This window comes from Chitinophaga sp. 9-1-y, from assembly GCF_059511905.2.
This window is the reverse complement of sequence record NZ_CM197955.1, coordinates 2,985,387-3,009,872: the sequence shown is the minus strand read 5'-3', so window position 1 is coordinate 3,009,872 and position 24,486 is coordinate 2,985,387. Positions and strand designations below refer to the sequence as shown.

Here is a 24,486-nt window from a genome sequence, read left to right as displayed (position 1 = left end):
ATCCTTCGACAAGACCCCACCACTATTGGATTAACTTCCAAAGTCGGAATTAATTTTTACCATCTCCTCTGAACTACGAGTATTTCCGGGTTTCCGGAACGGTACTTTTATTTTCCTATGGTTATCAAAAATAGCCACGGATCACGTAACACAACATACTTCCATGAATCGAACTTTACACCGCCTACTCCTTTTCGTGCTCATCTGGCTATGCGCTCCCAACATCTATGCGCAGACAGCACTGAATCCAAGCGATCCTGTTATCACTTACAATGCCAACAATCCCCCTCCTACTCCCCAATACGATAAGATTACAAAATGGGTGAGAACAGTGAGGGTGAGCTACAACACCGACTCTTATAAATGCTATATTTATAAGAACATGGCGTTTCGTCTTAAATTCCCAAAAACATATGTTCCGGGCGTTAATGATGGCAAGAAGTATCCTATCTACCTGTTTTTTCATGGTGTAGGTGAAAAAGGCACCATCTATGATAACGAGTACCAGTTATATTGGGGTGGACAAACGTGGATGAATCGGGTAGACGCGGGAACATTTGATGGATACCTGATATATCCCCAAAGCCAGGGAGGCTTCTGGGGTGCTAACGATTATGATAATCTGAAAGAAGTTATAGACTCCATCGTTGCCAGCGCCAAGGGCGATCCTGATCGTCTTAGCGTGAATGGTTTATCCGGCGGAGGATGGGGTACCTGGGAATTTACCATGCGTTACCCGCAATTGACTGCAGCATCCCTGCCCATGAGTGCCATGACGTTGGATTATGCCAATCACATTGACACGTACAAATTCATCCCTATGTGGCTGTTCCAGGGAGGCCAGGACGGCAATCCGGCACCTTACACTACCAACCAGGTAGTAGCCCAGATCCAGGCAGCCGGGGCTAACTTCAAGCTCACTACTTATCCCAACGATGATCACAATACCTGGTTAGACGCCTGGAATGAACCGGACTTTGCACCGTTCATGCTAAGGGCCAACCGTCTTAATCCATACCCGCTATATGGCTCAGCGACCTTCTGTCCGGGCCAGACAATTACTATTGGTATATCTCCGGGATACCTGCAATATGAGTGGCAGAAAGATAATAGCACCATTGCTACCGGTACTGCAAATTCCATTGTGGTAAATACACCCGGAAGTTACCGGGTAAGGGCGCAATTACCTAATGGATGGACCGGATGGTCTCCTATTCCACTGGTGATCAGCTATAAGCCAGCAACACCGGCGCCAACTATTACTACCTCTCCGGCAATTGCCAGCAATGTTTTGCCAGCTCCGGATGGTAACACCAGTGTTACCATGCAGGTACCAGCAGGCATGGACTCTTATGAATGGTTACGCGCAGGCAGCACTACCGTTATCGGCACTACCAACACCTTCACTACTTCTACGGTAGGAGCCTATGTGGTACGCGTAAAAGCACCCAACAATTGTATCGGCAGTTATTCTGATACATTCAGGGTAGTAGGTGCAACTGGCATCAATGCACCAGATCCAATCAGCGGACTGGTAGTAAACAGCTTCACCAAAACGCAGATTGTACTGTCGTGGGTAGAAAATGCGACTCCGGCATACAACGAAAAATACTTTGAAATTTACAGAGCAACACAAGCTGGTGGTCCGTATACCCTCGTAGGGAAAAACAACGCCAACGTGGTTACTTTTACTGATAATAACCTCATCCCGAATACAAACTACTTTTACAGGGTACGTCCGGTAAATGACTATGCTGCTGGCCCATTATCTGCGGAAGTGAAAGGCACTACAGCATCAGATAGCTCCGCTCCTTCTGCCCCTCCTTCATTGGTAATAACCAGTTATACCAACAACCAGGTTGTTTTAACCTGGACAGCCGCTACCGATGACGCAGGCATTGCCGGTTACGATGTCTATGCCAACAATGTACTTAAAACATCTGTAGGCAACGTGCTTACAGCCACCGTAACAGGACTTGCAGATGGTACCCTGTATAACTTCTATGTCAAGTCGAAAGACCTGTCGGGAAAAACATCTACACCAAGTAACCAGGTAACTGTAAGAACCAAAAAGGCAAATCTTACTTATAAGCTTTATAATGGTACCTGGACCAGCCTGCCGAACTTTAGCACACTGACACCAGCACAAACAGGTAAAGCCTACATCCCGGATCTGAGTGTAGTTCCGCCTGCTACTAACACTAGCTATGCGTTGATGTGGACTGGCTACATACGTATACCCGTAACTGGTTCCTATAAATTTGAAACCAATTCGGATGACGGTAGCAAATTATATTTCAATAAAACCTACTCCTCCCTTGCTATTGCCACAGTAAATAATGATGGCTCACATGGGGCACAATTTGCCTCAGGAACCGTAACGGCAAATGCAGGCGTTTATCCGATTACTGTGACCTACTTCCAGGGAGGCGGCGGCGCCACTATGGAAGTATATTGGACCAGCACAGCAGCAGGTATTAACACCAGACAGTTAATACCATCTGACGCCTTTATTGACACGGCTGTTGTAAATGGTACCGCACCAACTGCACCAACAGGCCTGGCAGTGGCTGCAAATACTAATTACTCCAAGTTAAATCTCACCTGGACAGATAAAAGCAATAACGAAACAGGCTTTGAAATTTACAGAAGTACTGCCAGCGCCGGAACTTACACAATAGTGGCTACCGCTGCTGCCAATGCGGTAAGTTATACTGACACTGCGTTACAGGCAAGTACCGCTTACTACTATAAGATCAGGGCTATTGGTACCTATGGTGAATCTGCTTATACTGCCGTGGCTAACGCTACTACAGCCGCTAAGCCATTACCACCAGCAGTCCCTACTAACCTGGTTACCCAGGCTATTTCCACACAGATTGTGAAATTAACCTGGACAGACAACTCTACTGTCGAAACAGCCTACGAAGTACAACGTTCACTGGCAGACAGCACCCACTTCAGCGTATTGAAAACACTGGGAGCAATTGTTTCCGGACCGGGTACTTTCTCCGACTCTTCTCTGGCAGCCAATACTGTTGCCTACTATAAAGTAAGAGCATTTGGAGACGGTGGTTTCTCTGCCTTCACGCCGGCAGTAAAAGCAAAATCAAAAGACAATCCTCCTGTAATAACAGACATTGCCAGTCAAACTATCCGCTACGGTACTACCCAAAGTATACCTGTAGCTGCTACAGACCCTGACAATGATCCTATCACTTTCAGCTTGTACAATGCACCAGCATTTGTAACACTGCAGGTAAATGCAGGAGTGACTACACTCAATATTGCACCCACTGTTACCCAACAGGGCACTTATAACGGTGTGGGCGTAATCGCTGCAGATAATAACGGTGGTGCAGATACGACCCTCTTCAACCTGGTGGTAAACGATAACTACCCACCAGTAATTGATTCTATTCTTGCTCAAAGCGTGACTGAAGGTAGCACCAAGGTCATAAAACTGAGCCTGTCTGACCAGAACCCAGGCAATACCTTTACCTGGACAGCCTTGCAACTGCCTGCTTTCGCAACCCTGCTGAGCCAGAACGATACCTGCCGTATCACGGTACAACCAGGATATGCAGCAGCCGGCACCTATACCATTAAGGTACAGGCACAAGACAACAAAGGCGGAATAGATACCCGTAGCTTTGTATTAACGGTAGTGGACAACCCAACGCCTAACTACAAACTGTACCTGAACTTCAAACTCAATAACAATGCACCAGCGCCATGGAATAACATCTCCGGAACCACTACTACCGGTCTGAAAGATGATAACGGACAAGTAACCAGTGCAGGTTTAACTTTTGATGAAACCTGGTGGGCTGCAGGAACAGAAGGTGCTACCACAGGTAACAACAGTGGTGTATATCCTGATGTAGTGATGAGTGAATATATGTATTTCGGATCGCTGCCTGGCTTCTTTAGTGGCGCTCCTGCGATGCACGGACATATCACCGGACTGGAGACCAACCGGACATATAGCATTAAATTCTTCTCCAGCAGTAAATGGTGGGCGCCTCAACCAGATAACGGCAGCACCCAGTATACCATTAACGGTGTTACCAAATCATTGAACGTTCAAAATAACACCACGAACACGGCTGTTTTTGAGAACCTGACGGCAGATGCCAACGGTGAAATCAAATTCACCCTGAGTATTCCGGCAGGTGGCCAGGTAGGTTACCTGAATGCCATGGAAATAAATGCAGGCGGTGCAGGAGACAGCGTTATCGTCAACAAGCCACCGGTGATTGCGGCAATTCCTAACAAAACAATGGCTGCCGGCGACACCTTACACGTAGCCGTGAGCGGTACTGATCCGGAACATGATTCCATCACTTATGCCGGTTATAACCTGCCGTCATTTGTTACCGTAGTACAATCTCCGGGCAACGTTTACCTGCTGGTATCCCCTGCTACCAACAACACCGGCCAGTTCAACAACATCGGTGTGATTGGCACAGATACACATGGCAACAGTGATACCGCTGCATTCAATCTGACCGTGAATGCACCGGCAGGCGGCGATACTTCCGGGTACAAATTGTTCCTCAGTATCAAACAAAATACAACCGCACCGGCGCCATGGAATAATATCACCGGTAGCGTTACCACCGCACTGAAAAATGATCAGGGGCAAACCACCGCGGCAGGATTGAAATTTGACGAATCCTGGTGGGCAACCAATGGTGAAGGTGCTACTACCGGCAATAACAGTGGTGTATACCCTGACGCCGTAATGCATGACTTCCTTTACTTTGGATCTTTGCCTGGCTTCTTTACAGGTGCACCATCCATGACCGGTCATCTGACAGGTCTGGAACCCGGTAAGAAGTTTACCGTGAAATTCTTCTCCAGCAGTAAATGGTGGGCGCCACAGCCAGATAATGGCAGCACACAGTTTACCGTCAATGGAGTAAGCCAGACATTGTACGTGCAAAACAATACTACCAATGTGGTGACCTTCTCCAATCTCACACCTAATGCCAGTGGTGAGATCGTATTTACCATGAGCATTCCTGCCGGCGGACAGGTAGGCTACCTGAATGCCATCGAAGTAGATGCAGGTGCCACACAGCAACCAACGAATAATCACGCGCCTGTTATCACCGATATCAGCAATCAAAGCCTGGATGCAGGTACCAGTACGAACATTCCGGTTACCGCCACTGACGCCGACGGAAATCCGATCACTTACAGTACATTGAATCTTCCGTCTTTTGTAACACTGGTACAGTCCGGTGGTAATGTATCACTGTCAGTGGCCCCGGCCATCAATAATGCAGGCACTTATAATAATATCAGCGTCATTGCCAAAGACTCCTATGGTGCAGCAGACACTACCACGTTCAACCTTGTAGTAAATCAACCAGCGGGTTCTGGTGGTAACTACAAACTGTTGTTGAACTTCATGCTCAACGCAAATGCTCCTGCACCATGGAACAATATCTCTGGCAGTACAACCTCCAATTTGAAAAATGACCAGGGACTGGCTACCGGCGTAGGATTAAGGTTTGACGAAACCTGGTGGGCTGCTGGTGTAGAAGGTGCCACTACTGGCAATAACAGCGGCGTGTATCCAGATGTAGTACTCAGCCAGTATCTCTACTTTGGTTCTTTGCCTGGCTTCTTCACAGGTGCTCCTGCTATGCACGGACATTTGACCGGGTTAAGTGCTAATACCACTTATACTATCAAGTTCCTGTCCAGCAGCAAATGGTGGGCGCCTCAACCAGATAATGGTAGCACACAGTTTACTGTTAATGGTGTTAGCAAATCATTGTACGCACAGAATAATACGGCTAACACGGCTGACTTTATTAATCTCACGGCAGATGCCAATGGTGAAATAGCATTTACCTGCAGCATTCCAGCCGGTGGACAGGTAGGTTACCTGAACGCAATGGAAATAGATGTTACACCAGTTACACCTGGCAACCTTGCGAACAAAACCGCGGTAATGAATAATTACCAGCCTGCGCCGATGGTTAATAAAAATAGTACGCTGACCACCAGTATCCAGGCCAATGTTTACCCGAATCCGTTTGTTGATAACGTGTCGATTGACCTGACGCTGCAAAAGCCAGCCGCCAATCTCCTGATAGAAATCAGCGATATCAACGGTAAAGTGCTTTACACTGAAATGAGGAAAAATATACCGGGTGGTAGAAACATGATCAGAGTTGATACACAGCGATTTGCAAATATCACTGGTATGTATATACTAAGACTCACGTCTTCTACTGGTGAAACCAAGAGTGTAAAACTCATGAAACGTTAGCCAACGATAGAGCCACAAACAATAAAAGACCGTTCCGGGGATTATTCCGGAACGGTCTTTTTACATATTCTGTTAGTTTACCCCTTAAACTTCAGCGGTTACCAAGTAATTTTTATGTTTCGCTTAAAAATAAAGTGTCTTTTAATATAATCTTTTACCTTTGAGATCGAACCGGATATGCCCAGGATTTACTATGCCCGGTCATATTTTATGTAACCTCATCCTCCGACAAAACCAAAAGAAACTTTTGGGCAGACAGCCTGAGATTATCTTATTTTTTTACCATCTCCTCTGATCTTCCAGTTACCATACCGGGAACATGGTTAGTATACGAAATCTGTGTACTCCCCCCTGTATATCATATTAAAATGTAGTAAAAGGAAAATTTCTATATGGATATCGTGTACTTTATAAAGGCATTATTAAAAAAGAAATGGTGGATCCTATTCAGCACCATTGCTGCTGTAGCAGGAGCATTTGCCTTTACAATCGGCAAGCCTAAACTTTATGCCTCCACCGCGCAGATGGCTACCGGATTCACTACCAACGAGCAGATTAAACTGCGCGATGAGAATTTAAATTTGTTTGAAGCAGATGTGAAGTTTGATAACGTCATTGAAACAATGAATTCTCCATTGGTTATAGGCCTGCTGGCCTGTGATCTGATGATACATGATCTTTCCAGCAATAAACCCTTCAGAACCCTCACGGAAAAAGAAGTGAATAAACCGGTATATAAAAGTGCCAACCAGGATCAGATTCTTCGTATTTGCCGGCAGAAAAACGATTCTCTGCAAATACTTTCGTCCTCCAACCCTGAGGAACGGAAAGTATTGGAATTTATGAAACTGTATAAGTACGATTTTGAGTCTATTCGCAAAATGGTGTATGCTGGTCGCCTATCAAGAACAGATTATATCAATATCAACTGCTACTCAGAAAACCCTGAACTGTCTGCCTATACGGTAAACACACTTTACAAAGAATTTTTGCGCTTTTACCGCAGCTCCCGTTCTGAGCGTTCTGTGGAAAACGTGGAAACCTTTGAGGCACTGGTAAATCAGAAAAAGGTAGAACTGGATCAAAAAATTGAGGCATTACGCGGATATAAAACAGCACAGGGCGTATTGAATGTTGAAACAGCGAGTGGCAACGAATGGGACCTGATTAAACAGTTTGAAAAATCTGTATCAGATGAAAGAGCGAACTATAATAATTTACAAGCATCACTGGATAACATCAGTACACAACTAACCCAGATGAACAGCGGGAAACCCGCTTATAGCAATTCTAATGGCGATATCATTACTTTAAGAAAACAAATCAATGACCTGAACGATGAATATGTTCGTACAGGTTCCAATGATAATGCACTGGCAGATAAAATTAAAGCCCAGCGCAATAAGTTACAGAAGGCGATGATGGATGCCTCCTCTCCTAACGGTAAAGTAAGTACCAAGGAAGAATTGATACAACGCAAGAGCGCATTGGAAGCGGAAGTAAGCGCGGCAAAACTGAACATCAGCACCCTGGAGGGGAAAATCAGGAATCTCCGGGCATCAGTTGGATCATACGCCAACAAAGAAGCTACAGTTGGCTCGCTGCAACAGGAAGTGGCGCTGGCGCAGGACGAATACAATAAGTTAAAGGAAAAACTGGGCGCAGCACTGGATAACAGAAATGTACCACAGGATAATTTCCGCCAAACATTAAAAGGGCAGCCTGCCTTTACGCCGGAGTCTTCCAAACGACTGGTCATCATGGGGATGTCTGGTATGGCGGTATTCATGCTTTGCTGCATAGGCATACTGTTCAAAGAGTTTATGGACAATTCCGTTAAATCTCCCTCTATCTTCAATCGCACTTCCAACCTGAAACTCATTGGTACAATTAATCATACCAATTTGCAGAAATACAACCTGCTGGAAATACTCCAGAAAAAATCAGATGAAGCCCAGTGGCTGAAAAGACAAAATGTTTTCAGGGAGTTATTACGCAAACTGAGATTTGAGCTGGAAAACAGTGGTAAAAAAATCTTCCTGTTCACCAGCACAGAGCCGCAACAAGGTAAAACCACCCTGCTGCAAGCCGTTGCGCATAGCCTGAGCCTGAGCAATAAAAAGGTATTGGTAATTGATACCAACTTCTGTAATAATGATGTAAGCGTTCAAATGAATGCCAAACCAACATTGGAATTTTTCTCCGTGCCGCCTGAATCATTCAGTATCGAAAAAGTAAAAGAAATAGTAACCTCTTATGCTACTCCGGGGATAGAAGTAATCGGATGTAAAGGGGGCGATTATACTCCTTCAGAAATATTACCTCCTAATCACCTGCTCAATTACCTGGATGAATTAAAAGAATATTACGACTATATTCTGATGGAAGGTGCGCCACTGAATGATTTCACAGATAGCCGTGAATTATCTGCTTATGCAGAAGGGGTAGTCGCTATTTTCTCTTCCCGTTTAAAGATGAAACAAATTGACCGGGAATCTTCTGAATTCCTGGAGTCATTGGGAGATAAGTTCCTGGGAGCTGTTTTAAATGATGTAAAAGAAGATTTTATTGAGTTATGATTTTTAACCATGAAGTTGCAGAAAATTTTTGACGTCTTTAGTTTGCGCCCTGAAAAAAATGATTCCCGCTATGCGTGGATTGACTATGCAAAAGGCATAGCCATTGTGCTGGTGGTATATCGGCATATCGCGTATGGGCTGATTGCCCGCGGTGTGGCATTACCACACCAGGTGCTGGAAACAAATGACATGTTGTATAGTTTTCGTATGCCGCTCTTCTTTCTATTGTCAGGTGTGTTTTTTAGCAAGAGTATCGCAAAAAGAGGTGTCAAAAATTTCACATTTTTAAAGATCAATACTTTATTATATCCCTACTTATTGTGGGCGATTATACAAATAAGTTTGCAGATTATATTTTCCAGGTTTGCTAATTCAGACCGTTCTGCCAAAGACATTTTAAACATTTTTTTGCAACCCAGAACACTGGATCAACTGTGGTATCTATTTGCTCTTTTTAATGTAACAATGCTTTACACAATCGTTTCACAAATAACGGGGAATAAAAAGATATGGCAACTGCTGACGGGGCTGGTATTACTGGGCGTTGCCCCTTATGTACAGGCCTATAGCACACTCTATGATATCGCACTTCATTATATATTCTTTGCCATTGGAGATACTGCGGCCAATTACTTTTTACGGGAACAAACACAAAAAGAATTCGCTAAACTGAAGCACCTGTTATTGATAACACCAATCTTTGCATTACTGCAATGGTATTATCTCTATCATCAGCATATGAATCTATACCTTTTTATGCTCATTGCATTAAATGGTTGTTTGTTTGTGATATTACTGGCTTCCTGGCTTGCCAGCATCCGGAAACTGACTTTTTTGACGGTGATTGGTCATTACTCATTATATGTTTACCTGTTGCATGTAAGCATTTTCGCCTGCATGCGTGCTGTATTGCTGTCACTCGGTGTTGATAACGGTATTGTACTGTTGCTGATACTTATACCGTCATCTATTTTCATTTCTATTATCGTGTATCGTATTTGTGTGTTGCTGAAATTTACCTTCCTGTTTACAGGAAGAATCGGAGAACATGGCATGTGGAAAAAAAGTGCCCGTATAAATTTAATATGAAGAAACAACCAAAAAAGAAGCCAATAGATCAACACCTTCACCAGGTGCTGATTGTCACATTTATAGCACTAACGATTATTGCTATGGCTATTAAAATAGTATTTCTATAAATCAAAGCCAGTGGAATTTGCGAAGAAAAATATTTACAGCCTGTTTATTATTATCTGTTGGGTAATATTGATACCGGCTATTGCGTATATCGGTGCCCAGGATATAAAATATACAGCATTGTTGCTGGGACTGGCCATTGGCATTTCGGTGGCAGCCATTTCCATCCTGAACTACCGCGCAGGCTATTATATAGCACTTACCGTTACGCTTACAGTAAGACTGCTGGAAAGAATGTCGGGGACAGAAATACCCGTAGGCGTACTGATTGATGCGATGGTATTAATTACATTACTGGGAAGTTTGCTTAAACCGGGAGATAAAAGCATCAAGAAGGTAGACTTCCTGCGGGACCCGGCATTGATTACATTTTATATATACGCGGGATTTATTCTGATACAGTTTTTTAATCCGGCTTATGTGTACGACAAACATGGCTGGACCACTTTTGCCAGGGTTTATGTGCGTAATATGGTTTACATGTACCTGGTGATGAAGATGATCCGTAATATGGATGATCTTAAATTTTTCTTCAAATTCTGGATTACAATACTTACGCTGGCCGCCCTGTACGCCTGTATTCAACAATGGTTTGGCCTCATGCCATTTGAAAAAGCATTCATCGCCAAATACCCGGAAAAATTTAAAACAGTGCTTATCCTGACGGGTATCCGTATTTTTTCCTTCGTATCTGACCCGGCGGTATTTGGTGTAATTATGGCCTGTGGATGTATTATAAACATCGTATTGCTAACCAGTCCGAGTAAATTGATATCTGCATCCCAGAAGGGGTTGCTCTTTATATCGCTGGTATTACAGTTTATGGCATTGGGATACTCAGGTACCCGCACCGCTTATATAATGGTGCCAATGGGCTTAATCATGATGCTGTTTGTAAACCTTCGTAATAAGAACGCAGTCATTGGCGCGCTGGTATTCGTTTTTGCCTTCCTCGTTGTTATGTTTGGTCCCTTCCACAACAACACCACCATTATCAGGATACGTACGGCATTCTCCGGATCTGAAGATGCCTCCATGAATGTTCGTGAGGTTAACCGTCATCGGATCCAGCCTTACATCTATAGTCATCCAATAGGTGGAGGGTTCCTTAGTTGCGAGCCCGGTTCAGGTGGTGAGCTGGATGGATTTCCACCGGATAGTGGCTACCTGCGTACTGCCTTGGAACAGGGATATATAGGGCTTATCCTGGTTTGTGTCAACATTTTCCTGATCATGCAATATGCAGTAGCTAATTATTTCAGAAGTACTACGGAAACGGAAAAACAATTAACGCTGGTAATCGTCTGTGTAATGTTTGCGCTGGTCGTTAGCATATATGCACAGGAATCTTCCGGGCTGATAGAATCAGCCCTCCTATACTATGGGCTTAATGGCATTTCTATAAAATTAAAATATTTATCATCTCCAAATATCACAACATGAAACGTGTACTATTCTTTTTATTGGCAGCTATTACGGGTACTGCAACACAAGCGCAGATACAGAAGGCAGATACCAGTATTATTTTACGATTGCCGGCCGATATCTCTACCGTAAGCAGGCTCAAAGAAAAGCTGGTAGAACTCGCGATGAATAATCCCCAGATTAAAGCACTGGAAATTAAGAAAGAAATTACCAAATATGATGAGAACAGGGCTAAAGCAGGTTGGTTAAATATGCTGACAGCAGCCGGTAACCTCAATGAATTCACCATCAAAGGAAGTGGTACTACCAATAACAACACCCTGTATCCAAGGTACAACTTTGGTATCATGGTACCTATTGGTAATTTAATCAGCATTCCTAATGAAGTTAAAGCTGCAAAGGCCAACGGACGCGTATTTGACCAACAGAAAGAAGGTGAGAAACTTGCATTAAAGGCAGCCGTATTGCGTGCTTACGAAGATTATTCTACTAACAAACAACTGTATGAATTACAATTACCGCTGTTGGAAGATGCTTACAATCATTACAAGCAGGTAGAGCAGAAGTTTTCCGGCGGAGATCAGGCCGTTGCAGTAGAGGGATTAAATGACGCCTATCGGATCTATAATGCGGAAATGGTACGTAAAGTTAACCTCGAAAGAGAGGTAAGACAGTCCAAGATTACATTAGAAGCCATTATTGGTACTACACTGGAAGAAGTACTGTTACACTTATAATAAAATTAGTTGCAACCAGGTATTCGCTTAGAATCCCTGATAAATAAGATTGAATGATGAGAATATTCCTTTTAATAGGTATGATGCTGCAAACAGCCATCCTGGCGGCCCAGGATTTGAAGCCATTCAAGCAGATCGAAGTGCAGATTACTCCCTGGCATCATATTCCGGCGCTGCTAAAACTCCCGGATAATGTTAAAAGTGGAAAGAGATACCCATTACTGATTTGTTTGCACGGCAGAAGTATCGCCGGTACAGATATTACCAAAATATTCCGGCAGGGTGTTGCAAGACAAATGCATGAAGGTCAGAATATTGATGCAGTGAACAAGCTGGATGGGAAAAAGTATGAATTCATTGTAATGGCGCCATTGGCCACCAGCTGGTCACTTGGTCCGGATCACCTGTATGCTGCCATTTCTGATGTCATGCAGCGTTATCCGATTGATTCTTCCCGCATTTACATCACCGGCTACAGTGCAGGTGGATGGTCTGTTGGGATGGCAGTAACAGATAAAAAAATGGCAAAAAGAGTGGCTGCGGCGGTTAACATGTCCCCTGCCACCATTGATGCAGAGAATATGAAAAGCTTCCGCATTACCGCAGAGAATAACATCCATGTCTGGTACTTTGGTGGCACTGAAGAACCGGTTTTCCTGGGTAATTGCAAGCTGTTTGCCGATAGTACCAATAAATACAAACCAGGGCTTACCAAACTCACCGTCGGCGACCATAAGCATTGCTGCTGGGAACAATACTACAACCCTGCTTATCGGGAAAACGGCATGAATATCTACGAATGGCTGCTTCAGTATAAAAGATAAACAACTATGATCCTGCTAAAAAAAAGGTGGTTTCGTATTATTGCTTTGCTGTTGTTTGTATTTCTGCTGGGTTTTCTGTTTATCAAAAAAGGACAGGAAACCGCTGAACTGAATGACGTTGCACGTAAACAGGCGCCCGGTCATTTCATCCGGCTGGATCATGGTTTGGTACACTATCAATTATTAGGTCCCGATAGTGCAAAGCTGCTGGTACTGGTCCATGGTGGCGGTACCAGCGGCATGGAAGTGTGGCAATACAATATTCCCTATCTCCTGTCGAAAGGTTATCGCATCCTGGCATACGATCTTTATGGCAGAGGGTATTCAGACAGGCCTGATGTGGTTTATAACCTGGAGCTTTACCGGCAGCAATTAGTACAATTGCTGGATACACTCCGGCTGCAGCAGCCCTTTGATTTAGTAGCCATGTCCATGGGAGCCCCCATTGGCCTTGACTACGCCGCTAATCACCCGGATCATGTGAAACGCATTGTTTTACTTGACCCCGCTGCCAGTGGTGATTTGCAGGCCAATAAACTACTCCGTATCCCGGTCATCTCCGATATAATGATGACGGTTTACTGGTATCCGCGTTCTGTAGAAAACCAACGCAAGGAATTCGTGAACCAGCCGCTATTTAATACCTATTCAGCGCGACTGAAATACTTCATGAATTTCAAAGGATACAAACGGCTTACCCATTCGTCGTGGATGCACATGCTTAATCAGAACCAGCTTTACCTGTTAAAACAAATTGCCCCTGAAAAAATATTGCTACTCTATGGCAGGCAGGATCCTTTCTTTCCTGTAGAGAAATTAGCCTCTTATAAAACATTATACCCAACTTTAGCAGTACATCAGATAGACAGCGCCGGACATATGCCTCATTACGAGCAACCACAGCTTGTAAATGAATTGATGTGGGAGTATCTCAAAACAACTCCCTGAATGTCCGGGAAAATAACAAAGCCGCCCTGCTTACCAGGACGGCTTTGTTATGAATGATATATCGATGTGTTGGGGCTAATTTCCCCGATTATAGTCTACTATAATTTTCTAAACCCTGATGTTGCCAGGTTAGAGGTAGCTTTAGGCTGATAATAATTGTTTATGTCAACCCCGGCTGCATCTACAGTGGGAAACTTAGAGTTGGCATTTACGCCGGTCCCTTCTATGTAGGTACCTCCGTTTTCAGTATAAATGTAGGCGTTTGGAACAATAGACCCACCGTTTACACGTGGCTGTATGAAAGCATTGCCATTTACAATCTGTGGTGCCGTCATTCCCTGGTAGCCGTTGATACGGAGAGATACTCCACCGGCTCTCGCGATAGTATTGTTGGTGATCTGAACAACTGCGTTATTAGTACCTCTCAAGCTTACGCCATCTCCCTGGTTATCTCTCAACAGGTTATTATGAATGATGTGGGTAGCGCCGTTTTCACCGGAGCCATAAAACTGAATCAGTTCTCCCCAGCCATCATGTACGTAGTTATCGTGCACATTGGTATTGGTAGTACGGCCTCCGATGAGGATACCTCCATTGTGGCCGGAGTTGTGCTGTCCGCCCCAATTGGTAACGCTATTACCATATATTTCGAGTTTGTCGATAGCGGCGGTCTGAATACCATCTGCGCCTCCGTTAGACACCTCATTATTATAAATTTTAACATTACGCCATTTGATGGGTTGTACATATTGCTGTCCTGGAGTAAATCCTGACGGGGCGCCATAATAAGGTGCATTGGCAGTTAAATTCCAGTAAAGCGCTGTATGCCCAATGTAAAAAGCTTCATTATTGGTACCGCTGATAGCCACATCATGTATGGACAGGTTTTCCATATAAGAATTCGGATAGTAGGTACTTGCATCGCCCTTTAATGGCTCTGTTTTAGCCCATATACCGGTACCCCCGTTTTGAATAGTGATGTTGCTAACTTCAAAGTTATCCGAATGCTGACTTAACGCCAGGTTAAAGTAGGCTTCTTTACCAGCTTGCGTGCTTCCGCTGATGATAAAATCGGATTTAGACTTTTCCCCGCCAACTTTTACATAATGACAATTGACAAAGCTAAGTGCAGTAGCCCAGGAGCCGCCGCTCCACGCCGGGTTACCTACTTTGAGGACAGTTCCTGCTGCATTTTTAACGATGATAGGTGCGCTGGCTGAACCCTTAAGATTATTAATCACAACGGCCGTAAAGATACCTTTAAGTGCCAGAATGTTTCCCGGTTTATAGACGCTTCCATCTAACAGTAAACGCCCGTCTTTGTCAGGAACAAGCACTATTTCCTGGGTATTAACCGGAGGTTTAGGCGTTACAGTGGTACCAGGGTTTGATGTATCTGGTTTTTTCTGCCTTAATTCTTCTTTGTTACAGCTTTCAGTTGTAACGATAAAAGCCACTAAAAGAGATACGAATGTGTACATAGACAATCGTGAAGAGATGCTGCGCTTCATGGTTTTTCAGATAATTATATGGTTTCAATAAAAAGTTAACAACTACCCCCTTGGTAATTGCAGTTGATGTTCTCTGATATGGATCTGGTATTCCAAAAGAATAATGGCGCCTGATTTTAACTATCTCCGGAAACAATTAAAAGGACTGATTATTATTTCTGGCTGCGAATATCCAGAATTTTGGATATAAAAAGCAGCATCATAACGGTCGTCCTCATTGAATTATTATCGCGCTAAAATGTCTCAAAAGAGGTTATAAACATTTACGGCAATAAAATCAGATCGTACCATTTCGCAAAAGGAATAAACGAAACCCATCACCCACTTATGGGGCGTGAAACGTAGGCCAATCAATCATATTATTATTAAATATAGTGTATTATCAATAATAATATGTAACTTTTTTTGAACCCATTTAAAAAAAATCTGAAAAACTTTTCCACATTTTAAGAAATCAGTTGACTCACCATAAGAACATGTGAAATCAAAAGGTGTTCACTACAAAAACACAACAGCCGTTTCAGTATATTGAAACGGCTGTTGTGATTATATGGTGACCATCTGGTTTTGATTATAAACCGAAAGCGGCTTTCACTTTATCTACATAATCCAGTTTCTCCCAGGTGAACAATTCTACTTGCACACTCTTTTCGTGTTTCTTGCCCTTGTTGAATACCTTGGTTACTACCTGTGGTTCGCGGCCCATGTGGCCATAAGCGGCAGTTTCGCTGTAGATAGGGTTGCGTAGTTTCAATCTCTGCTCAATAGCATAAGGACGCAGGTCGAAGATTTCTTCAATCTTCTTGGCAATCTCACCATCGTTCAGCTTCACTTTCGCAGAACCGTTGGTATTTACATATACCCCGCAAGGTTTTGCCACCCCGATCGCATAAGATACCTGTACCAGTACTTCATCGCATACGCCTGCAGCTACCAGGTTTTTAGCGATATGACGGGTAGCATAGGCAGCAGAGCGGTCTACTTTGGAAGGATCTTTACCGGAGAAAGCACCACCACCGTGAGCTCCTTTACCACCATAGGTATCCACAATGATTTTACGGCCGGTTAAGCCGGTATCGCCGTGAGGACCACCGATTACAAACTTACCGGTTGGGTTGATATGGTGATTGATATCAAAGCCTTCAAACAGTTTCTGTAACTCAGGTTTCAGTTGTTTTTTAACGCGTGGGATCAGGATATTGATCATATCTTCCTTGATCTTAGCGAGCATTTTATCATCGGTATCAAAGTCATCGTGCTGGGTAGAAATCACGATGGTATCGATTCTTACTGGTTTATTATCGTCTGAATATTCGATAGTTACCTGGGATTTTGCATCCGGACGCAGGTATTTGATTTCCTTATTTTCACGACGGAGAACGGCGAGTTCCAGCAACAGCTTGTGGGCCAGATCCAGTGCCAGTGGCATGTAGTTTTCAGTTTCGCGGGTAGCATAACCGAACATCATACCCTGATCGCCAGCGCCTTGATCTTCGGGAGACTTACGATCTACTCCCTGGTTGATATCTGGTGATTGTTCATGAATAGCAGAAAGAATACCACATGAATTGGCTTCAAACATGTATTCACTCTTTGTATAACCTATTTTACGAATCACTTCCCTTGCGATATCCTGCACATCCAGGTAGGCTTCAGATTTCACCTCGCCTGCCAATACAACCTGGCCGGTGGTTACGAGGGTCTCACATGCTACTTTCGATGTTGCATCATACGCCAGGAAGTTATCAATCAACGCATCAGAGATCTGATCGGCTACTTTATCCGGATGTCCTTCTGAAACGGATTCAGATGTAAATAAATAAGGCATAAAAAACTGGGATTAGTAGTTTTATGGTTTAGTGTAAATAATTCTCAGCTTGATATTGTACTGTGACAAGTTGCTACCACCTGCTTTTACACGGTTGACATCCATGTAAAGCGTAGAATAGCCTTCCAGTTTGAAGCCGTTATTAGTATCGAGTTTTTTGATAAACCTTTGCAGGGTATTCGCAAGGTTAAAGGTATATTGGACAACCTGTATACCGCCAAAATTGGTAATCACCTGACGGCTACCGCCAAAATAGGCTGTACCGCCACTCGTATAATAATCGATAGGGATTTTGGTGGAGTCCCCGTTTCCATACTGCCGTAAAGATAAGCTTCCTGGTTCAATAAAAATATTATTCATATCACTTGCACCGGAAGTTATTTGCGTAATCACCAATTCCGCTTTATTGATCAGCACTGCCGGGAAGTTTTCCAGGCCGGGGATGGTCAGCTTGGTATATAAGCCCGGACTGGCATTCAGGAAGATAATGCTATCTCCTTTCGGATTTTTGGTATTAATAAATTTCGATGCCTGCGAACCATTGTAATTACGGGTAAAGTAATTGGCGTGACCACTGGTATACTGGGCAAATGCCATGGTAGCACGGAGCGAATCTTTTTCTGAGTTCTTGTAAAATACCGTGAGTTTGGTATTTGGATCATTCAGTTTCAGGTACAGCATATTGCGGTTGGTACCCAGGTTGGTATCCGGTACAATAGCAAAACCTTTCAGGTATGCGCGAAAAGACGAATCGTTCTTAAAGGCGCCATCTGATTTCTGGCTCAACAATTCATTACCAAAGGCGGTACTCAGTTTAATACGTAACTGGCCGGCTTCTTTGGTGCCATAAACGCTAACAGAATCCCGTAACGATAACGGGGTTACAGTGGCGGTTCCCAATAATTTGCTTTGGTCATAGGCCAGTACCCTGTTATAAGCGTAGTTGGAATCGTAAGTAAAGTTGTTTTCCGACATCCGGTACACCTTAAAGGTTTGGGGGCCGGTAGAATCACCTGCGTATCCGGTGTAAGCTAATGACAAGACTACAGAATCCAGTGTTTGTCCGGCGCCTTCAAAGGTGAAAGCACTTTGGGGCAAAGACACTTGTGTAAATACGAAAGCGTGGGTTCTTCCAAAAACGGGATCGGTTGTAATGGAACCGAGTAATTTGGCGAAGGCCTGATTACCGTTACGAATGCTCGAATCATACCGCTCATAGTTATTGGCAATAATGCCTGAGATAGTAGTATCCTGTGCATTCACAAAATCTCCGGGAGGAATAAGGCCACTACCCAACAGGGTAGATTTATTACAACCGGTTGCTGCATACAGTAGCGTAATATAGGTAGCTAATAAGCTGAGGTTCCTGAAATTGATCTTCACGCGTTATGTTGTTAGTGAGTATTGATTTAACTGCCGTACAAACTTTTAAGGTACTATTTTCCTAACAATTGGTTGTATAATTGCAGGTAGTCACCCAGGTCTTCATTCTCTTTTTTGTAAGGTAAAATGATTTTACCTTTTTCAGCCTTCACTTCATCCACCACTTTCTTTTCCAGCTTATCGCCGGCCAGTACAACAGCATCCGCGTATTTAGCTGCGCCTCTGTTCAGAGCAGTATTGGTACCTTCCTTAAACAGCTCCATATCTTTTTCCTTGATCTGGTTGCTGATGGTTGCTTTTTTAACAAAGGTAGTGCCTAACTTTTCCTTGAACGTATTGGGCGTCAACGAATATATGATTTTTGAATTCGCAAAAACCGGCTCCTTCTTGTAGGCAGTTTTCAGATACATAGGTATCAGAGAGGTCATCCAGCCACTGCAATGAATAATGTCCGGAGGCCATCCGAACTTCTTCACCGTTTCCAGGGCCCCTTTACAAAAGAAGACAGCTCTGGCTGCATTGTCGTCAAAAAACTCTTCGTTTTCATCGGCAAAAACAGTCTTACGCTTAAAATAATCTTCATTATCCAGAAAGTAGACCTGCAGACGAGCATTCGGAAGTGAGGCCACCTTGATAATCAACGGGTAATCATCCCCGTCAATCACAATGTTAATACCTGACAACCTTACCACTTCGTGCAAACGGTGTCTTCTCTCATTAATAATTCCAAATCTAGGCATGATCACTCTCACCTCCAGGCCCGCCTCATTGGACTTAATTGCCATTTTATTGACCATGGCCGCGTAATCACTCAATTCCAGGTACGGCGACATCTCTTGGGCAATAAAAAGAATTCTTTTCTTTGTGGACATTTAACGCTGATTATTAATGCAGTAATTTTTAATTTGGCTTGCAAAATTACGGATTTTTTACGGAATATTGGCCAATCTGTCAGTTTTAACATCCTTTTAAGCAATGATTTATGTATCTATTTAAGCGCAGCACCGATCTGAAGAAGCACCTGGACCTGGTAAGAAAAAGCAACAAAAGCATTGGTTTTGTGCCTACTATGGGAGCCCTCCACAGTGGGCACCTGTCACTTATTCAGGCTGCTAAAGAAAATACCGATGTGGTCGTTTGCAGCATCTTTGTCAATCCAACTCAGTTTAATGACCCAAAAGATTTCGAAAAATATCCCATCACTATTGAAGATGATATAAAAAAATTAAATAATGCTTCAACAGATATACTTTTTCTACCATCCGTAGAGGAGATGTATCCCGAAGGGCTGGAAAGTGATCTGCATTACGACTTCGGTAACCTTGAAACCATTCTCGAAGGCAAATTCCGCCCCGGGCATTTCCAGGGCGTGGGTCGCATTGTTCACAAGTTACTGGATATTGTGCAACCTAACCAGCTTTTTATGGGCCAAAAGGACCTGCAGCAATGTTTAATCATCCGCCGCCTCCTCATCCTTACCCAGTCACCGGTAAAATTGGTGGTGTGCCCCACGGAAAGAGAAAAAGACGGACTGGCCATGAGCAGCCGCAATGCCCGCCTCTCTCCCGCCGCCCGCAAAAAGGCCCCCGCCATCTACCAGGCCCTGCTGGAAATCAAAAATAATTTCGGCAAAGGCCTCCATTTCCTGGAAGGCGCCCACGAAGCTTTTGACACCCTCAAAAAACAAGGTTTTGAGCCCGAATACGTTGATATCCTCCAGCTGGACAACGACATGCTTCATCCGCTCGATCAGCCACCCGGAAATGCCACCGTTGTGGTAGCGCTGGCTGCATGGCTGGATGGCGTCCGGCTCATCGACAATCTCATATTACAGGGAAATTTATAATTCCTTCCCAACAAGGCATACAGCCACCACTGCATTTCGGCTGCATGCCTTGTTCGATCTTCCATATTTTTTTCCTAGTTTTGCAAACGCTCTTTTCAGCGTTTAAGCCAGTATAATATTATGCAAATCGAAATTTTAAAGTGTAAGATTCACCGCGCGGTAGTTACGGAAGCCAATCTGCAATATGTTGGAAGCATTACGATTGACGAAGACCTGATGGATGCCGCTGGTTTAATTGAGTACGAAAAAGTACAGGTATTGAACGTAAATAACGGAGAAAGACTGGAAACCTACGTGATCAAAGGTAAACGTGGTTCCGGTGTCATCTGTATGAATGGCCCTGCTGCCAGACTCGTTGCCCCGGGTGACATAGTAATCATTATCTCCTATGCCACAATGGATTTTGAAGAAGCTAAAAAATATACACCTATTGCCATTTTCCCGAAAGAAGGGAACAAACTGTAAACCCTGATATTGATTTATTAACGCCCTAAAACAACTTTGGATCATGCCCAAAACGCTTAAGAACGTCATTAAGTTTATTTGCTTTTTTGGCGCAGGAGTGCTATTGATATGGCTGTTCACCAGGAATATCAAAGCAGATCAGTGGGACCAGATCAAAGACGCCTTTAAAAGAGCTAACTACTGGCTCCTCATCCCTACTATGACCATTGGTGTGGCCAGTCACTGGTTCCGCGCGGTGCGCTGGAAACTGCTGATGAAGCCATTAGGACATCAACCCACTACCCTCAACACTTTCTTTGCCGTAATGGTAGGCTATCTTGTAAACCTGGCCGTTCCCCGTCTTGGTGAAGTAACCCGTTGTGGCATCATTGCCCAATACGAGAAAGTACCCGCCGATAAACTGGTAGGCACCATGATTGCAGAAAGAGCCGTAGACCTGCTGTGCCTCATCCTGCTGGCGGTACTCACGGTACTCACGCAACTGGAATTATTGGGTTCCTTCGTGAACAAAATGATCTTCCAGAAAATATCCGATAAAATAGCCCATGCCAACGGCGCCCAGCTGCTCATTGGCATCGTGGTACTGGTATTACTCATTGTACTTTTTATCTGGCTGCTCCGGCGCTTTGCCAAATCCAAAGTAGCCGTTACCGTTAAAAGCCTGATCAGGGGCATCGCCGAAGGCGTACTCTCTATAGGCAAAATGGAAGGAAAGAAAAAAGTCTGGTTTATCATTCACTCTGTTCTCATCTGGGGCTGTTATCTCTCCCAGGTATATATTGGATTTTTCTGCCTGCCGGAAACCTCCCACCTCGGTATGAGCGCCGCCCTCGCAGTACTCATGATAGGTAGTGTAGGCATGATCGTTATGCCGGGAGGTATTGTTGCCTACCAGTTGCTGGTACAGGCTACCCTTGCCATCTATGCCATTCCGCTGACCATCGGCTTCGCTTTTGGCTGGATTATCTGGGTCGCACAAACTATCCTCGTACTTGTACTCGGCTTTGGTAGCCTGGTAGCGTTACCTATCTATAACAAGAAGAAGAATACCGCACTCGCTTAAAAAGCCTTTTTATATTTTAAATTTTTCAGGGAGATATAAACGCCGGTTTATATCTCCCTGAAAATTTATACCATTCCCCCTTCACTCCTTCCACAAAAAACCGCGTTTCTCCCGGCTTTTCTTTAACTTTAATTTAATACTCCAATTAAAGCGAAAGCTGTATCATCGTAGTTTAGATGGTGTGAATTTTTTGAATGTAAATATGTTTGTATGCGTTTGCCGAATGGTGAGAACCTTGATATTATGACAATGCCCGATGTAATAGTACAAAAGAAAACAACCCGGAAAAAGCCACTGGCAGAGAAGAATAAAAAAATGATTGCCAGGGATATCAGCTGGCTCGCCTTCAACGCCAGGGTACTACAGGAAGCCGCAGATAAAACTGTTCCGCTCCATGAACGCATCCGATTCCTGGGTATCTTCTCCAATAACCTGGACGAATTTTTCCGGGTAAGAGTAGCCACCCTTAAAAGAATGATGTCGTTCGGGAAAGCCTCCAAAATGCACCTGGAAGAAAACCCCGATAAAATCCTCGACGAAATTCAAAGCCGCGTAATTGAACAACAACGCGAATTTGATACCGTATGGAAAGATATTGCCACCGAAATGGAAGCGCAACACATCTTCCTCCGCACCGAAAAACAGCTCAATAGAGAACAACAAAAATTTGTCACCAATTTCTTCAACGAACAGGTACGCACCAACATCATTCCCCTGATGATTGAAAGCATACAACAGTTCCCTATCCTGCGCGACAAATCCATTTACCTGGCCATCGTACTGGCCCGCCAGGATAACTCCGTTCGTCAGAAATTTGCACTGATAGAAATACCCACCACTGTACTTCCCCGCTTTATCATCCTCCCCTCCAAAGAAGGGGAACATGATATCATCCTGCTGGAAGACCTGGTACGTTTCTGCCTGCCGAATATCTTCGTATACTTCGGCTACGATAAATTTTCTGCCCACATCATCAAAGTGACCCGCGACGCGGAACTGGATATCGATAACGATATCTCCGACAGCATCATTCACCAGATTGAAAAAGGCCTGAAAGACCGCCGCAAAGGTAAGCCGGTAAGGTTTGTATATGATAAAGAGATTGATCCGCTGTTGCTGGAATACCTGATGCGCAGACAAGGATTATCCGGAAAAGATAATCTCATTCCGGGCGCACGCATCCATAATTTCAAAGACTTTATGGACTTCCCGGAATCTATCTTCCCTCCTCACTTACACCGTAAAACCTTTATCCATCCACTGTTCCATAATGCCCCCAGCGTGATGCATGTGATACAACGGCAGGATGTAATGCTGCATTTCCCTTATCATTCCTTCGATACCATCATCGACCTGCTAAGGGAAGCCGCTATTGATCCGAATGTATCTTCCATCAAAATAACAGCGTACAGGCTTGCCCGTAATTCCAAAATTATCAATGCCCTGGTAAACGCCGTACGCAACGGTAAACAGGTAACCGTAGTACTGGAATTACGCGCCCGCTTTGATGAAGCAGCGAACCTCGACTGGAAATCAAGACTGGAAGAAGAAGGCGTAAAAGTATTGCTGGGGATTCCCAATATGAAAATACATGCCAAGCTATGTGTGATCAAAAAGAGAATCGGCACCAAGACCATTCAATGCGGCTTTGTCAGCACCGGTAACCTTAACGAAAGAACGGCCCGTGTATATGGCGATCATTGCCTGCTCACCACCAACCGCGCTATCATCGCAGATATCAACCGCATCTTCGCCTACCTGGAAAGTCCCCGCCACGACATCAAAGTACTCGAAGGCTGCAAAACATTGCCGGTTAGTCCGCTCAATATGCGCGACACTTTCCTGAAACTGATAGACCGCGAAATCAAAAACGCCAAACACAAGAAAAAAGCCAGCATCATCGTGAAAATGAACTCCCTCTCTGATGCTACCCTCATCGCTAAGCTCTATGAAGCAGCGAAAGCAGGCGTAGATATCAAAATGGTGATCAGAGGTATCTGCTGCGCTTATACAGAAAATAAAAAATGGAAGAAAAACATCACGGCAGTGAGCATTGTAGATGAATACCTGGAACATGCCCGCGTATTTATTTTCCATCACGGCGGCCAGGAAAAAGTACTCATCGCTTCCTGCGACTGGATGATACGTAACCTGGATCATCGCGTAGAGGCAGCCGTTCAGATAACGGACCCGGCTATACGCCAGGAGCTGATGGACATCATGAAAATCCAGCTGAGCGGCAACGTAAAAGCCCGTATACTGGACAATGAACAGCGCAATGAGTACCGGAAAGATGGAGATAAGAAAATACGTACGCAGGTAGAGATCTATAAATACCTGCACGAAAAACAATACACATAAACTTTAAAATGTTTTACTTTTGCCCCTTGA

The 24,486-nt window shown here is 44.1% G+C and carries 15 protein-coding genes; 11 read left to right on the top strand and 4 right to left on the bottom strand.

All coding sequences use genetic code 11. From position 1 onward, the window contains the following. Positions 1–163: 163 nt before the first annotated feature. From AC5ZC7_RS11840 to AC5ZC7_RS11810, 7 genes are all read left to right on the top strand, one after another. Entirely contained in the window at positions 164–6,289 is a 6,126-nt protein-coding gene (locus tag AC5ZC7_RS11840) for a fibronectin type III domain-containing protein (RefSeq protein WP_496159079.1), read from the top strand. Between the two features lie 392 nt (positions 6,290–6,681). Continuing rightward, on the top strand, positions 6,682–8,868 hold the full coding sequence (locus AC5ZC7_RS11835) for a GumC family protein (protein ID WP_496159080.1): 2,187 nt from the start codon (positions 6,682–6,684) through the stop codon (positions 8,866–8,868). Between the two features lie 9 nt (positions 8,869–8,877). Beyond that, positions 8,878–9,957 (top strand): acyltransferase family protein, encoded by a 1,080-nt coding sequence (locus AC5ZC7_RS11830; protein WP_496159081.1) that lies wholly within the window; start codon positions 8,878–8,880, stop codon positions 9,955–9,957. A gap of 120 nt (positions 9,958–10,077) precedes the next feature. Further along, entirely contained in the window at positions 10,078–11,508 is a 1,431-nt protein-coding gene (locus AC5ZC7_RS11825; RefSeq protein ID WP_496159082.1) for an O-antigen ligase family protein, read from the top strand. Further along, a complete protein-coding gene (locus tag AC5ZC7_RS11820) occupies positions 11,505–12,227 on the top strand; it encodes a TolC family protein (protein WP_496159083.1) in 723 nt (240 codons plus the stop codon). The genes AC5ZC7_RS11825 and AC5ZC7_RS11820 overlap by 4 nt, the downstream gene beginning before the upstream one ends. Before the next feature lie 53 nt (positions 12,228–12,280). Beyond that, positions 12,281–13,051, top strand: coding sequence for a prolyl oligopeptidase family serine peptidase (locus tag AC5ZC7_RS11815; protein ID WP_496159084.1), 771 nt, complete (start codon positions 12,281–12,283; stop codon positions 13,049–13,051). Positions 13,052–13,057: 6 nt separating this feature from the next. Then, positions 13,058–13,999, top strand: a complete 942-nt coding sequence (locus tag AC5ZC7_RS11810; RefSeq protein WP_496159085.1) for an alpha/beta fold hydrolase — start codon at positions 13,058–13,060, stop codon at positions 13,997–13,999. 98 nt (positions 14,000–14,097) lie between these two features. Here the strand turns inward: AC5ZC7_RS11810 and AC5ZC7_RS11805 are convergent, their stop codons facing one another. From AC5ZC7_RS11805 to AC5ZC7_RS11790, 4 genes are all read right to left on the bottom strand, one after another. After that, the gene (locus tag AC5ZC7_RS11805) at positions 14,098–15,480 is read right to left on the bottom strand and encodes a right-handed parallel beta-helix repeat-containing protein (RefSeq protein ID WP_511911519.1); all 1,383 of its coding nucleotides are present in this window, start codon (positions 15,478–15,480) and stop codon (positions 14,098–14,100) included. Positions 15,481–16,081: 601 nt separating this feature from the next. Continuing rightward, complete coding sequence (metK, locus tag AC5ZC7_RS11800; RefSeq protein ID WP_496159087.1) at positions 16,082–17,338, bottom strand: methionine adenosyltransferase; 1,257 nt, start codon at positions 17,336–17,338, stop codon at positions 16,082–16,084. A 21-nt stretch (positions 17,339–17,359) separates the two neighbouring features. Continuing rightward, entirely contained in the window at positions 17,360–18,721 is a 1,362-nt protein-coding gene (locus AC5ZC7_RS11795) for a DUF4270 family protein (protein ID WP_496159088.1), read from the bottom strand. A gap of 53 nt (positions 18,722–18,774) precedes the next feature. Further along, positions 18,775–19,593, bottom strand: a complete 819-nt coding sequence (locus AC5ZC7_RS11790; protein WP_133811107.1) for a glycogen/starch synthase — start codon at positions 19,591–19,593, stop codon at positions 18,775–18,777. A gap of 110 nt (positions 19,594–19,703) precedes the next feature. On the opposite strand from AC5ZC7_RS11790, the gene panC reads away from it, so the two are divergent. The 4 genes from panC (at position 19,704) to ppk1 (ending at position 24,456) form a co-directional block, all read left to right on the top strand. Then, on the top strand, positions 19,704–20,567 hold the full coding sequence (panC, locus tag AC5ZC7_RS11785) for a pantoate--beta-alanine ligase (protein ID WP_496159089.1): 864 nt from the start codon (positions 19,704–19,706) through the stop codon (positions 20,565–20,567). A 120-nt stretch (positions 20,568–20,687) separates the two neighbouring features. Next, entirely contained in the window at positions 20,688–21,032 is a 345-nt protein-coding gene (panD, locus tag AC5ZC7_RS11780) for an aspartate 1-decarboxylase (protein ID WP_133811105.1), read from the top strand. Positions 21,033–21,075: 43 nt separating this feature from the next. Beyond that, entirely contained in the window at positions 21,076–22,095 is a 1,020-nt protein-coding gene (locus AC5ZC7_RS11775; RefSeq protein WP_496159090.1) for a lysylphosphatidylglycerol synthase domain-containing protein, read from the top strand. 210 nt (positions 22,096–22,305) lie between these two features. Then, on the top strand, positions 22,306–24,456 hold the full coding sequence (gene ppk1 / locus AC5ZC7_RS11770; RefSeq protein WP_496159091.1) for a polyphosphate kinase 1: 2,151 nt from the start codon (positions 22,306–22,308) through the stop codon (positions 24,454–24,456). Positions 24,457–24,486: the final 30 nt, after the last annotated feature.